General features: G+C 74.3%; 13 protein-coding genes. 8 read left to right on the top strand and 5 right to left on the bottom strand.

Going from position 1 to position 13410, the window contains the following annotated elements; genetic code table 11:
• From ACFFKU_RS04920 to ACFFKU_RS04910, 3 genes are all read left to right on the top strand, one after another.
• Positions 1 to 225 (top strand): DUF3107 domain-containing protein, encoded by a 225-nt coding sequence (locus tag ACFFKU_RS04920; protein ID WP_380136156.1) that lies wholly within the window; start codon positions 1 to 3, stop codon positions 223 to 225.
• Between the two features lie 234 nt (positions 226 to 459).
• Positions 460 to 2244, top strand: a complete 1785-nt coding sequence (locus tag ACFFKU_RS04915; RefSeq protein ID WP_380136155.1) for a DEAD/DEAH box helicase — start codon at positions 460 to 462, stop codon at positions 2242 to 2244.
• Positions 2245 to 2410: 166 nt separating this feature from the next.
• Positions 2411 to 3160, top strand: coding sequence for an oxygenase MpaB family protein (locus tag ACFFKU_RS04910; RefSeq protein WP_380136154.1), 750 nt, complete (start codon positions 2411 to 2413; stop codon positions 3158 to 3160).
• Between the two features lie 20 nt (positions 3161 to 3180).
• Here ACFFKU_RS04910 and ACFFKU_RS04905 read toward each other — a convergent pair whose 3' ends face one another.
• Entirely contained in the window at positions 3181 to 4008 is an 828-nt protein-coding gene (locus ACFFKU_RS04905) for a PHP domain-containing protein (protein WP_380136153.1), read from the bottom strand.
• Between the two features lie 50 nt (positions 4009 to 4058).
• Positions 4059 to 4784 (bottom strand): DUF6758 family protein, encoded by a 726-nt coding sequence (locus ACFFKU_RS04900; protein ID WP_380136152.1) that lies wholly within the window; start codon positions 4782 to 4784, stop codon positions 4059 to 4061.
• On the opposite strand from ACFFKU_RS04900, the gene ACFFKU_RS04895 reads away from it, so the two are divergent.
• The gene (locus ACFFKU_RS04895; RefSeq protein WP_432499912.1) at positions 4666 to 6360 is read left to right on the top strand and encodes an aminopeptidase P family protein; all 1695 of its coding nucleotides are present in this window, start codon (positions 4666 to 4668) and stop codon (positions 6358 to 6360) included. The genes ACFFKU_RS04900 and ACFFKU_RS04895 overlap by 119 nt on opposite strands.
• 8 nt (positions 6361 to 6368) lie before the next feature.
• On the opposite strand, the gene ACFFKU_RS04890 is transcribed toward ACFFKU_RS04895, so the two are convergent.
• Both ACFFKU_RS04890 and ACFFKU_RS04885 read right to left on the bottom strand, forming a co-directional pair.
• Complete coding sequence (locus ACFFKU_RS04890; RefSeq protein WP_380136150.1) at positions 6369 to 7157, bottom strand: YflT domain-containing protein; 789 nt, start codon at positions 7155 to 7157, stop codon at positions 6369 to 6371.
• Positions 7158 to 7286: 129 nt separating this feature from the next.
• The gene (locus tag ACFFKU_RS04885) at positions 7287 to 7874 is read right to left on the bottom strand and encodes a Dps family protein (protein WP_380136149.1); all 588 of its coding nucleotides are present in this window, start codon (positions 7872 to 7874) and stop codon (positions 7287 to 7289) included.
• A gap of 109 nt (positions 7875 to 7983) precedes the next feature.
• Here ACFFKU_RS04885 and ACFFKU_RS04880 point away from each other — a divergent pair, with 109 nt between their 5' ends.
• From ACFFKU_RS04880 to ACFFKU_RS04865, 4 genes are read left to right on the top strand one after another with little or no spacing between them, the layout of a single operon-like run.
• The gene (locus tag ACFFKU_RS04880) at positions 7984 to 9294 is read left to right on the top strand and encodes a magnesium transporter MgtE N-terminal domain-containing protein (protein ID WP_380136148.1); all 1311 of its coding nucleotides are present in this window, start codon (positions 7984 to 7986) and stop codon (positions 9292 to 9294) included.
• On the top strand, positions 9287 to 9952 hold the full coding sequence (locus ACFFKU_RS04875) for a DUF1003 domain-containing protein (protein WP_380136147.1): 666 nt from the start codon (positions 9287 to 9289) through the stop codon (positions 9950 to 9952). Before ACFFKU_RS04880 ends, ACFFKU_RS04875 begins: the two co-directional genes overlap by 8 nt.
• Before the next feature lie 52 nt (positions 9953 to 10004).
• Positions 10005 to 11750 carry a GspE/PulE family protein gene (locus tag ACFFKU_RS04870; RefSeq protein WP_380136146.1) on the top strand — a complete coding sequence of 582 codons (1746 nt, stop codon included), beginning with the start codon at positions 10005 to 10007 and terminating at the stop codon, positions 11748 to 11750.
• 43 nt (positions 11751 to 11793) lie between these two features.
• On the top strand, positions 11794 to 12936 hold the full coding sequence (locus tag ACFFKU_RS04865) for a P-loop NTPase (protein WP_380136145.1): 1143 nt from the start codon (positions 11794 to 11796) through the stop codon (positions 12934 to 12936).
• A 3-nt stretch (positions 12937 to 12939) separates the two neighbouring features.
• Here ACFFKU_RS04865 and ACFFKU_RS04860 read toward each other — a convergent pair whose 3' ends face one another.
• Positions 12940 to 13347 (bottom strand): twin-arginine translocase TatA/TatE family subunit, encoded by a 408-nt coding sequence (locus ACFFKU_RS04860; protein ID WP_380136144.1) that lies wholly within the window; start codon positions 13345 to 13347, stop codon positions 12940 to 12942.
• Positions 13348 to 13410 lie beyond the last annotated feature (63 nt).

Genomic DNA, 13410 nt, shown 5'->3' with positions numbered 1-13410 from the left:
GTGGAGGTTCGCATCGGCGTGCAGAACGTGGCACGCGAGCTGGTCTTCGAGTCCGCGCAGCAGCCGGCCGAGATCACGGCGGCCGTCGCCGAGGCGCTGGCCCAGGGCGGCACGCTGCAGCTCACCGACGAGAAGGGGCGCACCCTGGTCGTCCCGGTCGCCTCGCTCGGCTACGTCGACGTCGGCGCCAACGAGGTCCGCAAGGTCGGTTTCGGCCTCTCCTGACCCCGGTCCCGGACCATCCGCCGCGCCGCGGAGGGTCCGGGAACCGTCCGGTCCGCCCGGGCCGGTTAGCATGGGTCGCGTTCAGGGTTGCCCGGTCGCCAGTCACGATCGGCTGCCGATCGCCGCGACGCGGCTGAGAGCACCGACGATCTCGCTCTTCGTGACTGCCCCCGGGAACACCCGCCGGGGCCCGGAGCGCCGGTGCCGCCGCGTCCGCCCCCGCCCGGGAGACGCATGACCGACCAGACCAGCACCATCGAGCCCGAGTCCACGGACGTCGAGGTGGACCAGCACCCCCGCCCGCACGTGGTCGAGTCCTTCGGCGAGTTCGGGGTCGACCCCCGCATCGTCGAGGCGCTCGCCGGGGCGGGCATCGTCGCCCCCTTCCCCATCCAGTCGATGACGCTGCCCGTGGCCCTGTCCGGGCACGACATCATCGGCCAGGCCAAGACCGGGACCGGCAAGACGCTCGGTTTCGGTGTCCCGCTGCTGCACCGGACCGCGGTGCCCGGTGACGACGCCTACGAGGCGCTCGCCAAGCCCGGCGCCCCGCAGGCGCTGGTGATCGTCCCCACCCGCGAGCTCGCCGTCCAGGTCGCCGGTGACCTGACCACCGCCAGCCGGGTCCGCAAGACCCGCATCCTCACCGTCTACGGCGGTCGCGCCTACGAGCCGCAGATCGAGGCCCTCGCGGCCGGGGTCGACGTCGTCGTCGGCACCCCCGGTCGACTGATCGACCTGGCCCAGCGCCGCCACCTCGACCTGTCGCACGTGACCTGCGTCGTGCTCGACGAGGCCGACGAGATGCTCGACCTCGGGTTCCTGCCCGACGTCGAACGCCTGCTGGCGCAGACCTCCCCGGCCCGCCAGACCATGCTCTTCTCGGCGACCATGCCCGGCGCCGTGGTCGCCCTGGCGCGGCAGTACATGACGCAGCCCACGCACATCCGCGCGGTGGACCCCACCGACGACGGAGCAACGGTCGCGGCCATCACGCAGTTCGTCTACCGCACCCACGCGATGGACAAGGTGGAGGTCCTGGCCCGCATGCTGCAGGCCGAGGGGCGCGGGCTGACGATCGTGTTCAGCCGGACCAAGCGCACCGCCGCCAACGTCGCCGAGCAGCTCGAGGAGCGCGGCTTCGCCTCCGCCGCCATCCACGGCGACCTGGGACAGGGCGCCCGCGAGCAGGCGCTGCGCGCGTTCCGCACCGGCAAGGTCGACGTCCTGGTCGCCACCGACGTCGCCGCGCGCGGGATCGACGTCGAGGACGTCACCCACGTCGTGAACTACCAGTGCCCCGAGGACGAGAAGACTTACCTGCACCGGATCGGGCGCACCGGGCGGGCCGGCAACACGGGCACCGCGGTCACCTTCGTCGACTGGGACGACCTGCCGCGCTGGGGACTGATCGACAAGGCGCTCAGCCTCGGCTACGACGAGCCCGCCGAGACCTACTCGACGTCGCCGCACCTGTTCGAGGACCTGCACATCCCGGCCGGCACGACCGGTCGCCTGCCCCGCGCCCAGCGCACGCGGGCCGGTCTGGACGCCGAGGCCCTCGAGGACCTCGGTGAGGTCGGCGCGGCCAAGGGCCGCCGCGGTGGACGCGGCGGCGGGCAGCGGGACGGGCGCGGTGACCGCTCCGGTGGTCGCGGCCGCCGCGGTGACGCCTCGTCGACCGATCGGGCCGACCGGGCGACCGGGACCGCCGAGGCCGCCACCGACGCGCCGGTCGCCGGCGACCCCGAGGAGGGTGCGGCCGAGGGCACCGCGGGCCGGACCCGACGCCCGCGCCGCCGCCGCCGTCTCGGCACGGGTGAGCAGTCCGGCTCCGCGACCCCCGGTTCCGAGGGTGCGGACTCCCCGGTCGGGGAGACCGAAGGATCCGGGACCACCGGCAGCCCGACCACCGGCAGCCCGACCACCGGCTCCGCCCCGCGTCGTCGCCGCCGGACCCGGACGGCCTCCACCGAGGCCCCGTCCCCCGCGCAGTCCGAGGCGCAGTCCCGGGACTGACCTCCGCACCACTCCAATCGTGACCGGCCCGGTCGTGACCGGCCCGGTCGTGACCGGCCCGGTCGTGACCGGCCCGGTCGTGACCGGCCCGGTCGTGACCGGCGGCGCCCACCCGGGCGCCGCCGGTCGAGCTGCGATCTGCTCGTGCCTGGTCGATCCTGATCCCGTGAGCGCGGAATCCTCGACCCCGGTGAGAGCCTCGCCGACGCCCCAGGAGGAGCCGGCCACCGTCGAGGCGGCCCTCCACGGGCCCCTCCTCCCGGTGGCCCTGTTGGCCGCCGCCCTGGTCGAAGAGGCCCACCCCGTCCTGGCCGTGGCCGCGGCCACCGATCCGCGCCACCCCTGGCAGCGCATCCGCGACCTCGCCTCGGTGGTCCGCGCGGCGCGTCGCGACCCCTGCCGGGCCCTGGCCCTGGCCGCCCGGGAGCGCGTCCTGATGACGTCCTCGGGCGACCTCGAACCGGAGCGCACGGTGGCCGTGCGGCACGCCCTGCGGTTGTCCGCCGTCTTCGCCGCCTCCGCCTCGGCCGGGCGCCGCCTCGACCCGGCCCAGCAGGAGCGCTACGTCCGTGACCAGGTGGGCACCGCGGTGCTGCTGGGGGCGCAGGACGAGGTGGTGCCCGACAGCGTCGAGCGTATGAACGCTCTCGTCGAGGAGATCCGTCTCGACGTCGAGTCGCTGCTCCTGCTCTCCCGACGCCCCGCCGGCCCGACGAGCCCGACCCCGCGCGGGAGCCGCTGCATCGCCGTGGACGAGCCACGGATGCCCGGGTGGGTCGCCGCCTCGACGCTCGCCCCCTCGCTGCTGCCCGCCTGGGCCGACCGCCCCGGTCTGCCCGACCGGTTCGACGACGACGAGCTGCGTCGGCGGTTGACCCGCCTCGAGGCCGCGGCGCTCAGACCCCGCCGGCGCTGAACCCCGGTCGCCGACGGCCCTCAGCGGGCCACGGCCGCATCGATCCCCTCGTAGACCTCGGGCCGGGTCGTGTTCTCCCCCAGGCGGTTCTGCTTGCCGGTGCCGTGGTAGTCGCTGGATCCGGTGATCAGCAGACCGAACGCGTCGGCCCAGCGTCGCAGCCGCGCCCGTTCGTCCTCGGTGTGGTCGCGGTGGTCGACCTCGATGCCCAGCATCCCGGCGGCCACCATCTCCTCGATGTCCTCCTCGGTCAGGCACCGCCCTCGCTTGGACGCCGCGGGGTGGGCCACCACCGGCACCCCGCCGGCGGCGCGGACGAGCCGGACCGCCTCGGCCGGGTCCGGCGCGACGTGCGGGACGAAGTAGGGGCTGCGCGCCGACAACCACGTCCGGAACGCCTCGTCGCGGTCGGGCACGATGCCGGCCGCGACCAGGGCGTCGGCCAGGTGCGGGCGACCGATGGTCGCACCGTCGGCCACCTGGGCCTGGACCGCAGCCCAGGTCAGGCCGGTCACCGGGGTCAGGTTGTCGACCATGCGCCGGGCCCGGGACTCCCGGGACTCCCGGGAGCGGGTCAGCAGCTCGCGCAGGACGGGTTCGGCCGGGTCGTGGTGGTAGGCCAGCAGGTGCACCGAGATGCCCCTTCGCTGGCAGCTGATCTCGACACCGGGCACGACGCGCACCCCGTGCCGCTGCCCGGCCGCGAAGGCCTCGTCCCACCCGGCGGTCGTGTCGTGGTCGGTGAGCGCGACGACGTCCAGCCCCGCCGCGGCGGCCGAGGCGACCAGCTCCGTCGGCGTCTCCGTGCCGTCGGAGACGGCGGAATGCGTGTGGAGGTCGATGCGCACCGACCGAGCTTACGCCGGGGACACCGCGGCCCCCTCCGCAGCGGCTCGGCTCAGTTCCAGGCCACCCGGGGGGTCAGCGCACCGCAGGGCACGTCGAGCGCGTGACCGGGTTCGCGCAGGTCGATCAGCTCCAACCCCTCCAGCATCGAGGCCCCGGCGCTGGCCGGCCAGAGCAGGGCCCACAACCAGACCCCGGCCGCCTCCCCGACCAGCACGGCCCGGTCCCCCTCGACCGGCACCCCCCACAGGGGCGTGCCCGCCCGGTCGGCGCGCAACCGGGCCGCGGGCGCCCCGCCCACCACGCCGTCGCCGGGGTCCACGTCGTCGAGACCGGCCAGTCGCGCACCCAGCCCCGTCCCCGGCTGCTCGGCGACCAGCAGCATCTCGGCCAGGCCCCCGCCGACCCGGCCCTGCTCGTCCACGTGCCCGCCCGCGTGGGGTCCGCTGGTCGCGACCACCACCGCCCGCGCGTCGTGGTGCTCGTCGCGCACGCAGCGCACACCGGTCAGCAGCCACCCGTCGGGCAACGGCCACGGCGCCCACACGGGGACCTCGGAATGCGCTGCGACCCAGGCGAGGTGCTCGGGATCGGCCGGTTGCGGCGGCTGCAGGGGGACGACCTCGCCGTGCCGCGCACAGGTCGCCGAACTGTGCCAGATGCTGGGAGCCCGCACCGCCTCGTCGCAGCGGGGGCAGGTCGCCGGGGAGTTCATGGTCCACCATCCGCCCGCTCGCGCGGCCACGTCAACCGTGCGCAGGTCGGCCCCCGCAGGCATCGGCCATGATGGTCGGGTGAGCGCGAACCCGGGCACCGAGACCGTCGACGACACCGCGAGGGCGGTCGCCGAGACCCCCGCCGAGACTCCCGCGGAGGCCACGGCCGAGGAGGTTCCCGCGCCCGCGGAGGAGTCCTCGCACCGCACGCTGCCCCGCTCGGAGGCCTTCCGTCGCTTCATCGCCGACGGCTGGGGGCCGCGACCGGCCGAGCCGGACGCCCCGGACGCGGTGGCCGCCTTCGCGGCCCGGCGCCGCGAGCAGCTCTCGGTCCTCTTCCCCGGCGACGTCCTCGTGGTCCCGGCCGGCCCGCTGGTCCGCCGGTCCAACGACTGCGACTACCGCTACCGCCCGCACTCGGCGTTCGCGCACCTCACCGGCCTCGGCACCGACGAGGAGGCCGACGCCGTGCTCGTCCTGCACCCCCGCGAGCAGGGGCACGAGGCCGTCCTCTACCTGCGGCCGCAGGCGGGGCGGGAGACCGAGGAGTTCTTCGCCGACGCCCGCTACGGCGAGCTCTGGGTCGGCCCGCGACCGACCCTGGGCGCCCTCACGACCCGGACGGGTCTGACGACCCGCGACGTCGCGGGACTCGTCGAGGAGGTCACGGCCGCCGGGTCGGGGACGGGGACCGTGCGGCTCGTGCCGGACGCCGACCCCGTCGTGACCGCGCGCCTGCGGCCGGAGGGGTCCGACGGAGCCGTCGCGAGCACCGACGCCGAGCTCGTCACGGCGCTCTCGGAGCTGCGGCTGGTCAAGGACGCGTGGGAGGTCGAGCAGCTCCGCTCGGCGGTGGCCGCCAGCATCCGCGGGTTCGAGACCGTGGTGCGCGAGCTGCCGCGCGCCGTCGGTCACGACCGGGGCGAACGCGTCGTGGAGGCGGCCTTCGACGGCAACGCCCGGATCGAGGGCAACGGCGTCGGCTACGAGACCATCTCCGCGGCCGGCAACCACGCCTGCACCCTGCACTGGATCCGCAACGACGGGGCGGTGCGTCCCGGCGACCTGCTGCTGCTCGACGCCGGCGTGGAGGTCGACTCCCTCTACACCGCCGACATCACCCGGACCCTGCCGGTCGACGGTCGCTACACCGACGCCCAGCGCCGGGTCTACCAGGCGGTGCTCGACGCCGCCGACGCGGCCTTCGCCGTGGCACGGCCCGGAGTCCGCTTCCGCGAGGTCCACGAGGCCGCCATGGTCGTCGTCGCCGACCGGCTCTCGGCCTGGGGGATGCTGCCGGTCGACGCGGCCACCTCGCTGCAGCCCGAGGGCCAGTACCACCGCCGGTGGATGCCGCACGGGACCAGCCACCACCTCGGGCTGGACGTGCACGACTGCCAGCAGGCCCGTCGCGAGATGTACCTGGACGCCGAGCTGCGCCCCGGCATGGTGTTCACGATCGAGCCGGGCATCTACATCAAGGCCGAGGACGAGCTCGCCCCGCCGGAGCTGCGCGGGATCGGGGTGCGCATCGAGGACGACGTCCTCGTCACCGAGGACGGGGTGGAGAACCTCTCGGCCGCGCTCCCCCGCACCCCCGAGGCCCTCGAGCGCTGGATGGCGGGCGTGCGCGGCTGACCCGCCGGTCAGGCGGGGGGCGTCTGCCCGCGCTCGCGCTCCTCGCGCTCGCGCTGCTCGGCAGCGCGCCGTTCGCGGCGCGCCTCCTCCATCTTCTCCGCGTACGTCGGCCCGCTGAGGTCGTGGACGGGCCCGGTCTCGGGCTCCTTCTGCAGGGACGGGGCCGAGGGCGGCGGGGGCTGCTGCAACGGGGCGCTGCCGGGCTGCGGCGGCGGGCCGTAGGCGCCGGGCGTGCTCGAACCGCCGGGCGGCGGGCCGTAGGACGGCTCCCCCCACCGGCTCGGACCCCCGGGCGCCGCGGCCCGGCCCAACCCGTTGGGCAGCCGACCGAGCACCTCGCGAGCCTGGGCCGCGAGCTGCGGCGCGCAGAGGACGGTGTACTCCCCGGCGACGATCTGCGAGGCCGAGGTGAAGTCCCGCCGCCCCCCGGTCAGGGCGTAGGAGATGACCGCGAACATCATCCCGAACCCGGCCCCGACCAGGAGCCCGGTGAGCAGGCCGGGCAGACCGGCGTTGCCGAAGACCGACAGCATCAGCCCGATGAGCAGACCGAACCAGGCCCCCGAGGCCGCACCCGCGCCGGCCGCACGACCGTAGGTGAGACGGCCGGTGACCCGCTCGACCATCTGCAGACCGGTGCCGACGATGGTCACGTTCTGCACCGGGAACTGCTCGTCGGAGAGGAAGTCGACGGCCCGCTGCGCCTCGGCGTAGGTGCCGTAGCGGCCGATCGCCTCCCCCTGGGGCGGCGTGGGCACCTGCTGCTGCGGACCGGCGAAGGGCCGGAGGTTCGACATGGCGACGTCCTCTCTCGGACGAGGGTGGGTGACTCTCACCGGTCAACGACCGGCGGACGTGCGACGTGCCCGGTCGCGGCGGGCCGGGGGTGCCGGTTCCGCCGCGCCGGGCACGTGGCGCGGGAGGGGTCAGGCGCTCTTGCGACCGGCCTTGCGGGTCGCGTCGACCTCGGAGGTCGCGTTCGCGGTGGTCAGCGTGCCGCCCTGGGTCTCCAGGTGGGCGCGCACGAACCAGTGGAACTGCTCCAGCTCGCTGGACTGGGCGATGAGCATGTCCTGGGTGACCAGGTCGAGGTCGTCGGTCGCCTCGATCGCCGAGCGGTGGTCGCTGATCACGCCCTGGTAGACGAGGTCGAGGGCGCCGAGGTGCTCGATGGCCCCGGCGCGCCCGATCGAGTAGTCGTCCCACGACCGGTCGGCCACGAGGGCCCCGGGGGTGCCGCTCGGCGAGGCACCGAGGGTGGCGATGCGCTCGGCCGTCGTGTCGGCCATCTCGCGGACCGCGTCGACCTGCGGGTCGAGCATCTCGTGGACCGCGATGAAGTGCGGCCCGACGACGTTCCAGTGCACGTGCTTGAGGGTCAGGTGCAGGTCGGTCAGGGCGTTGAGCCGGTCCTGCAGCAGGGCCGCGATCTCGGCGCCCTGGCTGGGGGTGAGCCCCGGGACGGTGTAGGCGGGAGTGCCCGCCGCCTGCAGCTTCTTGCTCGTCTTGGCCATGTCCTTCACCGTAGAAGGGGAGATCGGGACCGGCACGTCGAGACCGACCGGCGGCACCGGGGTCCCGGGCGTCACCGGCGGTCCGTCGCGCGTGACTAGCCTGACCTGCATGAGTGGTCCCACCCAGCGCGTCTTCGCGGCCAGACTGGCCGGGACGGCCGTCTTCGACCCCCAGGGTGACCAGGTCGGCCGGGTCCGCGACGTCGTCGCCCTCCCGCGCACCCGGGGTCCCCTGTCGGTGCTGGGGCTCGTCGTGGAGGTCCCGGGCCGCCGTCGCGTCTTCGTGCCGATGACCCGCGTCACCCACATCGAGAACGGTCAGGTCCTCACGACCGGTCTGGTCAACATGCGCCGCTTCGAGCAGCGCAGCACCGAGACGCTGGTGCTGGCCGAGCTGCTGGACAAGACGGTGGCGATGGCCGACGGCAGCGGCCCCGTCGTCGTGGAGGACGTGGGGCTGGAGCAGGTCCGGGCCCGCGACTGGGCCGTCACCCGCCTCTTCGTGCGCCGCGGTCAGCTGCGCCGGGGCCTGTCGGGGCGGCTGGCCCGGCGCGGGGAGACCCTCGTCGTGGGCATCGCCGAGATCGCCGACCTCATCTCCCCCGACGCCGACCAGGCGGCCACCAACCTGCTCGCGGCGTTCGAGGGGCTCAAGGCCACCGACCTGGCCGACACGCTGCGCGAGCTCACGGCCAAGCGCCGCCTGGAGGTCGCCTCCGCGCTGGACGACGAGCGGCTGGCCGACGTGCTGGAGGAGCTCGGCGAGGACGACCGGGTCGAGATCCTCTCCGCCCTCGAGGGGGAACGGGCCGCGCACGTCCTGGAGGAGATGCAGCCGGACGACGCCGCCGACCTGCTGGCCGAGCTGCCCGCCGAGCAGGCCGAGGCCCTGCTGACCCTGATGGAACCCGACGAGGCCGACCCGGTCCGTCGGCTGCTCGCCTACGACGAGGACACCGCCGGGGGGCTGATGACGTCGGAGCCGGTGATCCTCGCCCCCGACGACACCGTGGCCGAGGCGTTGGCCCACGTCCGCCGCGTCGAGCTGCCGACGACGCTGGCCACCCTGGTCTACGTGTGCCGGCCCCCGTTGGAGACCCCGACCGGGCGCTACCTGGGGGCGGCGCACATCCAACGTCTGCTTCGCGAACCCCCGCAGACCCCCCTCGGGCAGGTCATGGACAAGGACCTCCAGCCCTTGGCCCCGCGGGCGGGGTTGCAGCGGGTCACCCGGGAGCTGGCCGCCTACAACCTCGTCTCGCTGCCGGTCGTCGACGAGGACGGGCACCTGCTCGGCGCGGTGACCGCCGACGACGTGCTGGACCACCTGCTGCCGGAGGACTGGCGCGAGCAGGACGAGGACGAACCCCGTCGGCGTCGTCGCTCCGCCCGCGTGGTGCCGGGGGGCGACCGTGGCTGAGCCGCGCGACGCACGCCGTCGCCGCGCCGACGGGCTGGACACGCCCCGGGAGAACCGGCGTCGGCTGCTGGCCCGCCCGCAGGTCGACCCGGACGCCTTCGGCCGCGCCTCGGAGAGCTTCGCCCGCTTCATGGGGACGGGGCGCTTCCTCGTCTACATGACCGCCTTCGTGGCGATCTGGTTGGCCTGGAACACGTTCGCCCCGGAGGGGGCCCAGTTCGACCCGCGCGCGCTGAACTACACCCTGCTCACCCTGATCCTGTCGCTGCAGGCGTCCTACGCGGCGCCGCTCATCCTGCTGGCCCAGAACCGGCAGGACGACCGCGACCGGGTCCTCAACGAGCAGGACCGCGCCCAGAACGAACGGGCCCTGGCCGACACCGAGTACCTGACCCGGGAGGTCGCGGCCCTGCGGATGGCCCTGCGCGAGGTCGCCACGCGCGACTTCGTCCGCTCGGAGCTGCGCAGCATCCTCGAGGAGCTGCAGGAGGAGTCCGAGGGCGGGCCGGGTACGGTCAAGCGCAAGGGCAAGGGCACCAAGAAGGTGCGCAAGGAGCCGGAGAAGGTCCAGAAGGTGGAGAAGGCCGAGAGGGTCGACGGGCCCGAGCGGCGCCGGCCCACCGACGAGACCGCCGCCGCCCAGGACCCGCCCGACTGAGGCCCACCCGTCCGGGCTCAAGTCCGTCGCCCGATGTGACGAGTCCTTCTGGGTGACGACTCTCGACGAGGCCCGGCGCAGCGCTGCCGTCGCCCCCGCCGCCGCCCCGCGCAAGCGCCTGGGCGACGTGCTGGTGGAGAAGGGCCTGCTCACCGACGCCGACCTGGCGCTGGCCCTGACCCGCCAGGGCGACGGCGACGGACCGCGACGACGGCTCGGGACCATCCTCGTCGAGGAGGGCCTCGTCTCCGAGGCCGAGCTCGCCCGCAGCCTGGCCGAGCTGCTCGGCCTGCAGCACGTCGACCTGTCCCGGCTCAACGTGGCCCCCGACGTCGTCCGCCAGCTCCCCCGCGCCGTCGCCGAACGCTGCCGCGTGCTGGTCCTCGACCGGACCCCGGAGTACCTGCTCATCGCGGCGTCGGACCCGACCAACGTCATGGCCCTCGACGACGTGAAGCTGTACACACGGGCGCCCGAGGTGCACGTCGTCGTGGCGCTGGACTCCCAGATCCGCGACCACCTCGCCCGGGCCTGGTCGCTGTCGGAGGACACCTCGCAGGTGACCCGGATGGTCGAGGAGGCCACCGACGAGGACGAGGAACCCGCGGTCGACATGCTCGCGGCGGGCGCGGCCGACGACACCCCGATCGTCAAGCTCGTCAACCAGATCCTTTCCGACGCCGTCCGCCTGCGCTGCAGCGACATCCACCTCGAGTCCCAGCGCACGGGGCTGCGCGTGCGGTTCCGCGTCGACGGCCTGCTGCGCGACGTGATGTCGGCGCCGAAGCGCCTCGCCCCCGCGGTCATCAGCCGCATCAAGATCATCTCGGGCCTGGACATCTCCGAGCGCCGCATCCCCCAGGACGGCCGCACCCGCGTCACCGTCGACGGCCATGCGATCGACTGCCGCGTCTCCACGCTGCCCGCCCTGCACGGCGAGAAGGTCGTCATCCGGCTGCTGACCCGCGGCGACGACGTCCCCTCGCTGGAGTCCCTCGGGTTCGAGGACGACCAGCTGGAGGTCTTCCGCCGCGCGCTGAGCGTCCCGCAGGGGCTGGTCCTCATCACCGGGCCGACCGGGTCGGGCAAGACGAACACCCTGTACGCCGCGATCCACGCGACCATGTCGCCCGAGAAGAACATCATCACGCTGGAGGACCCGGTCGAGGTCCAGCTGCCCGGCATCACCCAGGTCCAGGTGCACCCCAAGGTCGGCATGACCTTCTCCGCGGGGTTGCGCTCGGTCCTGCGGCAGGACCCCGACATCGTCCTCATCGGCGAGGTGCGCGACACCGAGACCGCCGAGCTCGCGCTGAAGGCCTCGATGACCGGGCACCTGGTGCTGACCACCCTGCACACCAACTCCGCGGTCGCCGCCCTGACCCGGCTGGTCGACATGGGTGCGGCCCCGTTCCTGGTCGCCAGCTCGCTGACCTGCGCGATCGCCCAGCGCCTCGTGCGCCGTCCGTGCGACACCTGCGCCGAGGGCTACATCCCCGACGAGACGCTGCTGACCGCGCTGGACCTGTCCATCGAGGACATCCTCGACGCGACCCCGCTCAAGGGGGCCGGCTGCCCCGAGTGCGGGGGGACCGGCTACCGCGGCCGGACCGCGATCTACGAGGTCCTCGACATCGTGCCCTCGGTGCGCAAGGTCCTGCTGACCGAGGCGACCGAGGCCGCGCTGGAGGCCGAGGCCGCCCGCATCGGCATGAGCTCCCTGCGCGACTCGGCGCTGCGCAAGGCCATGCGCGGGGAGACGACCTTCGAGGAGGTCCTGCGGGTGACCGCGGGGTAGCTGTTCGCGCCGGGCCCCCGCAGCCGCACGTAGGGTGGCCGACGTGGCTCCCCGAACGACCGACGACATCCGTGCCGACGTCCTGACCGCGCTCGGGTCGGTCATCGACCCCGAGCTGCACAAGCCGATCACCGAGCTGGGGATGGTCGACGGCGTCGACGTCGCCCCCGACGGCACGGTCGCCGTCCGGGTGCTGCTCACGATCGCCGGCTGCCCGATGCGCGACACCATCACCGCCGACGTCACCCGGGCCGTCGGCACGGTCGCCGGCGCGACCGGCGTGCGCGTCTCGACCTCGGCGATGAGCGAGGAGCAGCGCCGGGAGCTCACCACCAGGCTGCGGGGTACGACGACCGCGGCCCCGACCATCCCGTTCAACGCCCCCGGCAGCCTCACCCGGGTCATCGCCGTGGCCTCGGGCAAGGGCGGTGTCGGCAAGTCGAGCGTGACCGTGAACCTGGCCGCCGCGATGGCCGCCGACGGGCTGCGCGTCGGGGTCATCGACGCCGACGTGCACGGTTTCTCGGTCCCGCGTCTGCTCGACGTGCACGGGCGTCCGACCCGGGTCGACCAGATGATCATCCCGCCGGTCGGGCACGGGGTCCGGGTCATCTCCATCGGCATGTTCGTCGACGGCAACCAGCCGATCGCCTGGCGCGGGCCGATGCTGCACCGGGCCCTTCAGCAGTTCGCCTCCGAGGTGTTCTGGGGCGACCTCGACGTGCTGCTGCTGGACCTCCCGCCGGGCACCGGTGACATGGCGATCAGCGTCGCCCAGCTTCTGCCCAAGGCCGAGGTCCTGGTGGTCACGACCCCGCAGGCCGCCGCGGCCGAGGTGGCCGAACGGGCCGGGGCGGTCGCCGTGCAGACCGAGCAGGCGGTCATCGGCGTGGTCGAGAACATGTCGTGGCTGCCGCTGCCCGACGGGCAGCGCCTGGAGGTGTTCGGCTCGGGCGGGGGCGCGCAGGTCGCCACGGCCCTGACGTCGCTGCTCGGGCGCGAGGTCCCGCTGCTGGCCCAGCTGCCGATGGACGTCGCCCTCCGCGAGGGCGGGGACGCCGGGGTCCCGGTCGTGCTGAGCGACCCGGGCTCCCCCGCGGCCGCCGCGTTGCGGGAGCTGGCCCGCGGGCTGGCGCACCGACCCCGCGGACTGGCCGGGCGGCCGCTGGGCGTCAGCGTCGCCTGAGGATCAGGTGGCGTCCTCGTCGAAGGGGACGCGGGAGCTGCTGCCGGAGTCCTTCGACAGGTCCAGGCGCGGCTTCGTCTCGGAACCGGCGCTGCCGTTCTTGCCGGAGTTCTTCAACGAGACCGCCTTCTTCAGCGCGGCGTCGTCGTCCTCGTCCCACACGTCGGACAGCGCGTCGCGCACGATGCGGCGCGGATCGTACTGACGGGGGTCGAGCTTCTTCCAGTCGATCTCGTCGAACTCGGGGCCGAGCTCCTCGCGCATCTGCGCCTGGGCGCCCTTGGCGAAGCGGCGGGCGGAACGGACGAGCCCGGCGAGCTGCTCGGCGTAGTGCGGCAGCCGTTCCGGTCCGAGGACCAGCAGGGCCACGACGAGGAGGACGAGGAACTCGCCCCCGTTGATGCCGAACACGACCTCAGACTAACCGACGTCCACCGGCGTGGACCGCCCCCGCACCTGTGGGTTCACCCCACG

This window comes from Kineococcus gynurae (genome assembly GCF_042433995.1).
Taxonomy (GTDB): Bacteria; Actinomycetota; Actinomycetes; order Actinomycetales; family Kineococcaceae; genus Kineococcus; species Kineococcus gynurae.
This window is presented reverse-complemented; position numbering and strand designations above follow the sequence as displayed.

Excerpts from the sequence above, each read along its gene's own strand:
- ACFFKU_RS04915 (WP_380136155.1), top strand. The coding sequence starts at position 460 with ATGACCGACCAGACCAGCACCATCGAGCCCGAGTCCACGGACGTCGAG.
- ACFFKU_RS04895 (WP_432499912.1), top strand. The coding sequence starts at position 4,666 with ATGCTGGGAGCCCGCACCGCCTCGTCGCAGCGGGGGCAGGTCGCCGGG.
- ACFFKU_RS04900 (WP_380136152.1), bottom strand. The coding sequence starts at position 4,784 with ATGCCTGCGGGGGCCGACCTGCGCACGGTTGACGTGGCCGCGCGAGCG.
- ACFFKU_RS04890 (WP_380136150.1), bottom strand. The coding sequence starts at position 7,157 with ATGTCGAACCTCCGGCCCTTCGCCGGTCCGCAGCAGCAGGTGCCCACG.
- ACFFKU_RS04885 (WP_380136149.1), bottom strand. The coding sequence starts at position 7,874 with ATGGCCAAGACGAGCAAGAAGCTGCAGGCGGCGGGCACTCCCGCCTAC.
- ACFFKU_RS04880 (WP_380136148.1), top strand. The coding sequence starts at position 7,984 with ATGAGTGGTCCCACCCAGCGCGTCTTCGCGGCCAGACTGGCCGGGACG.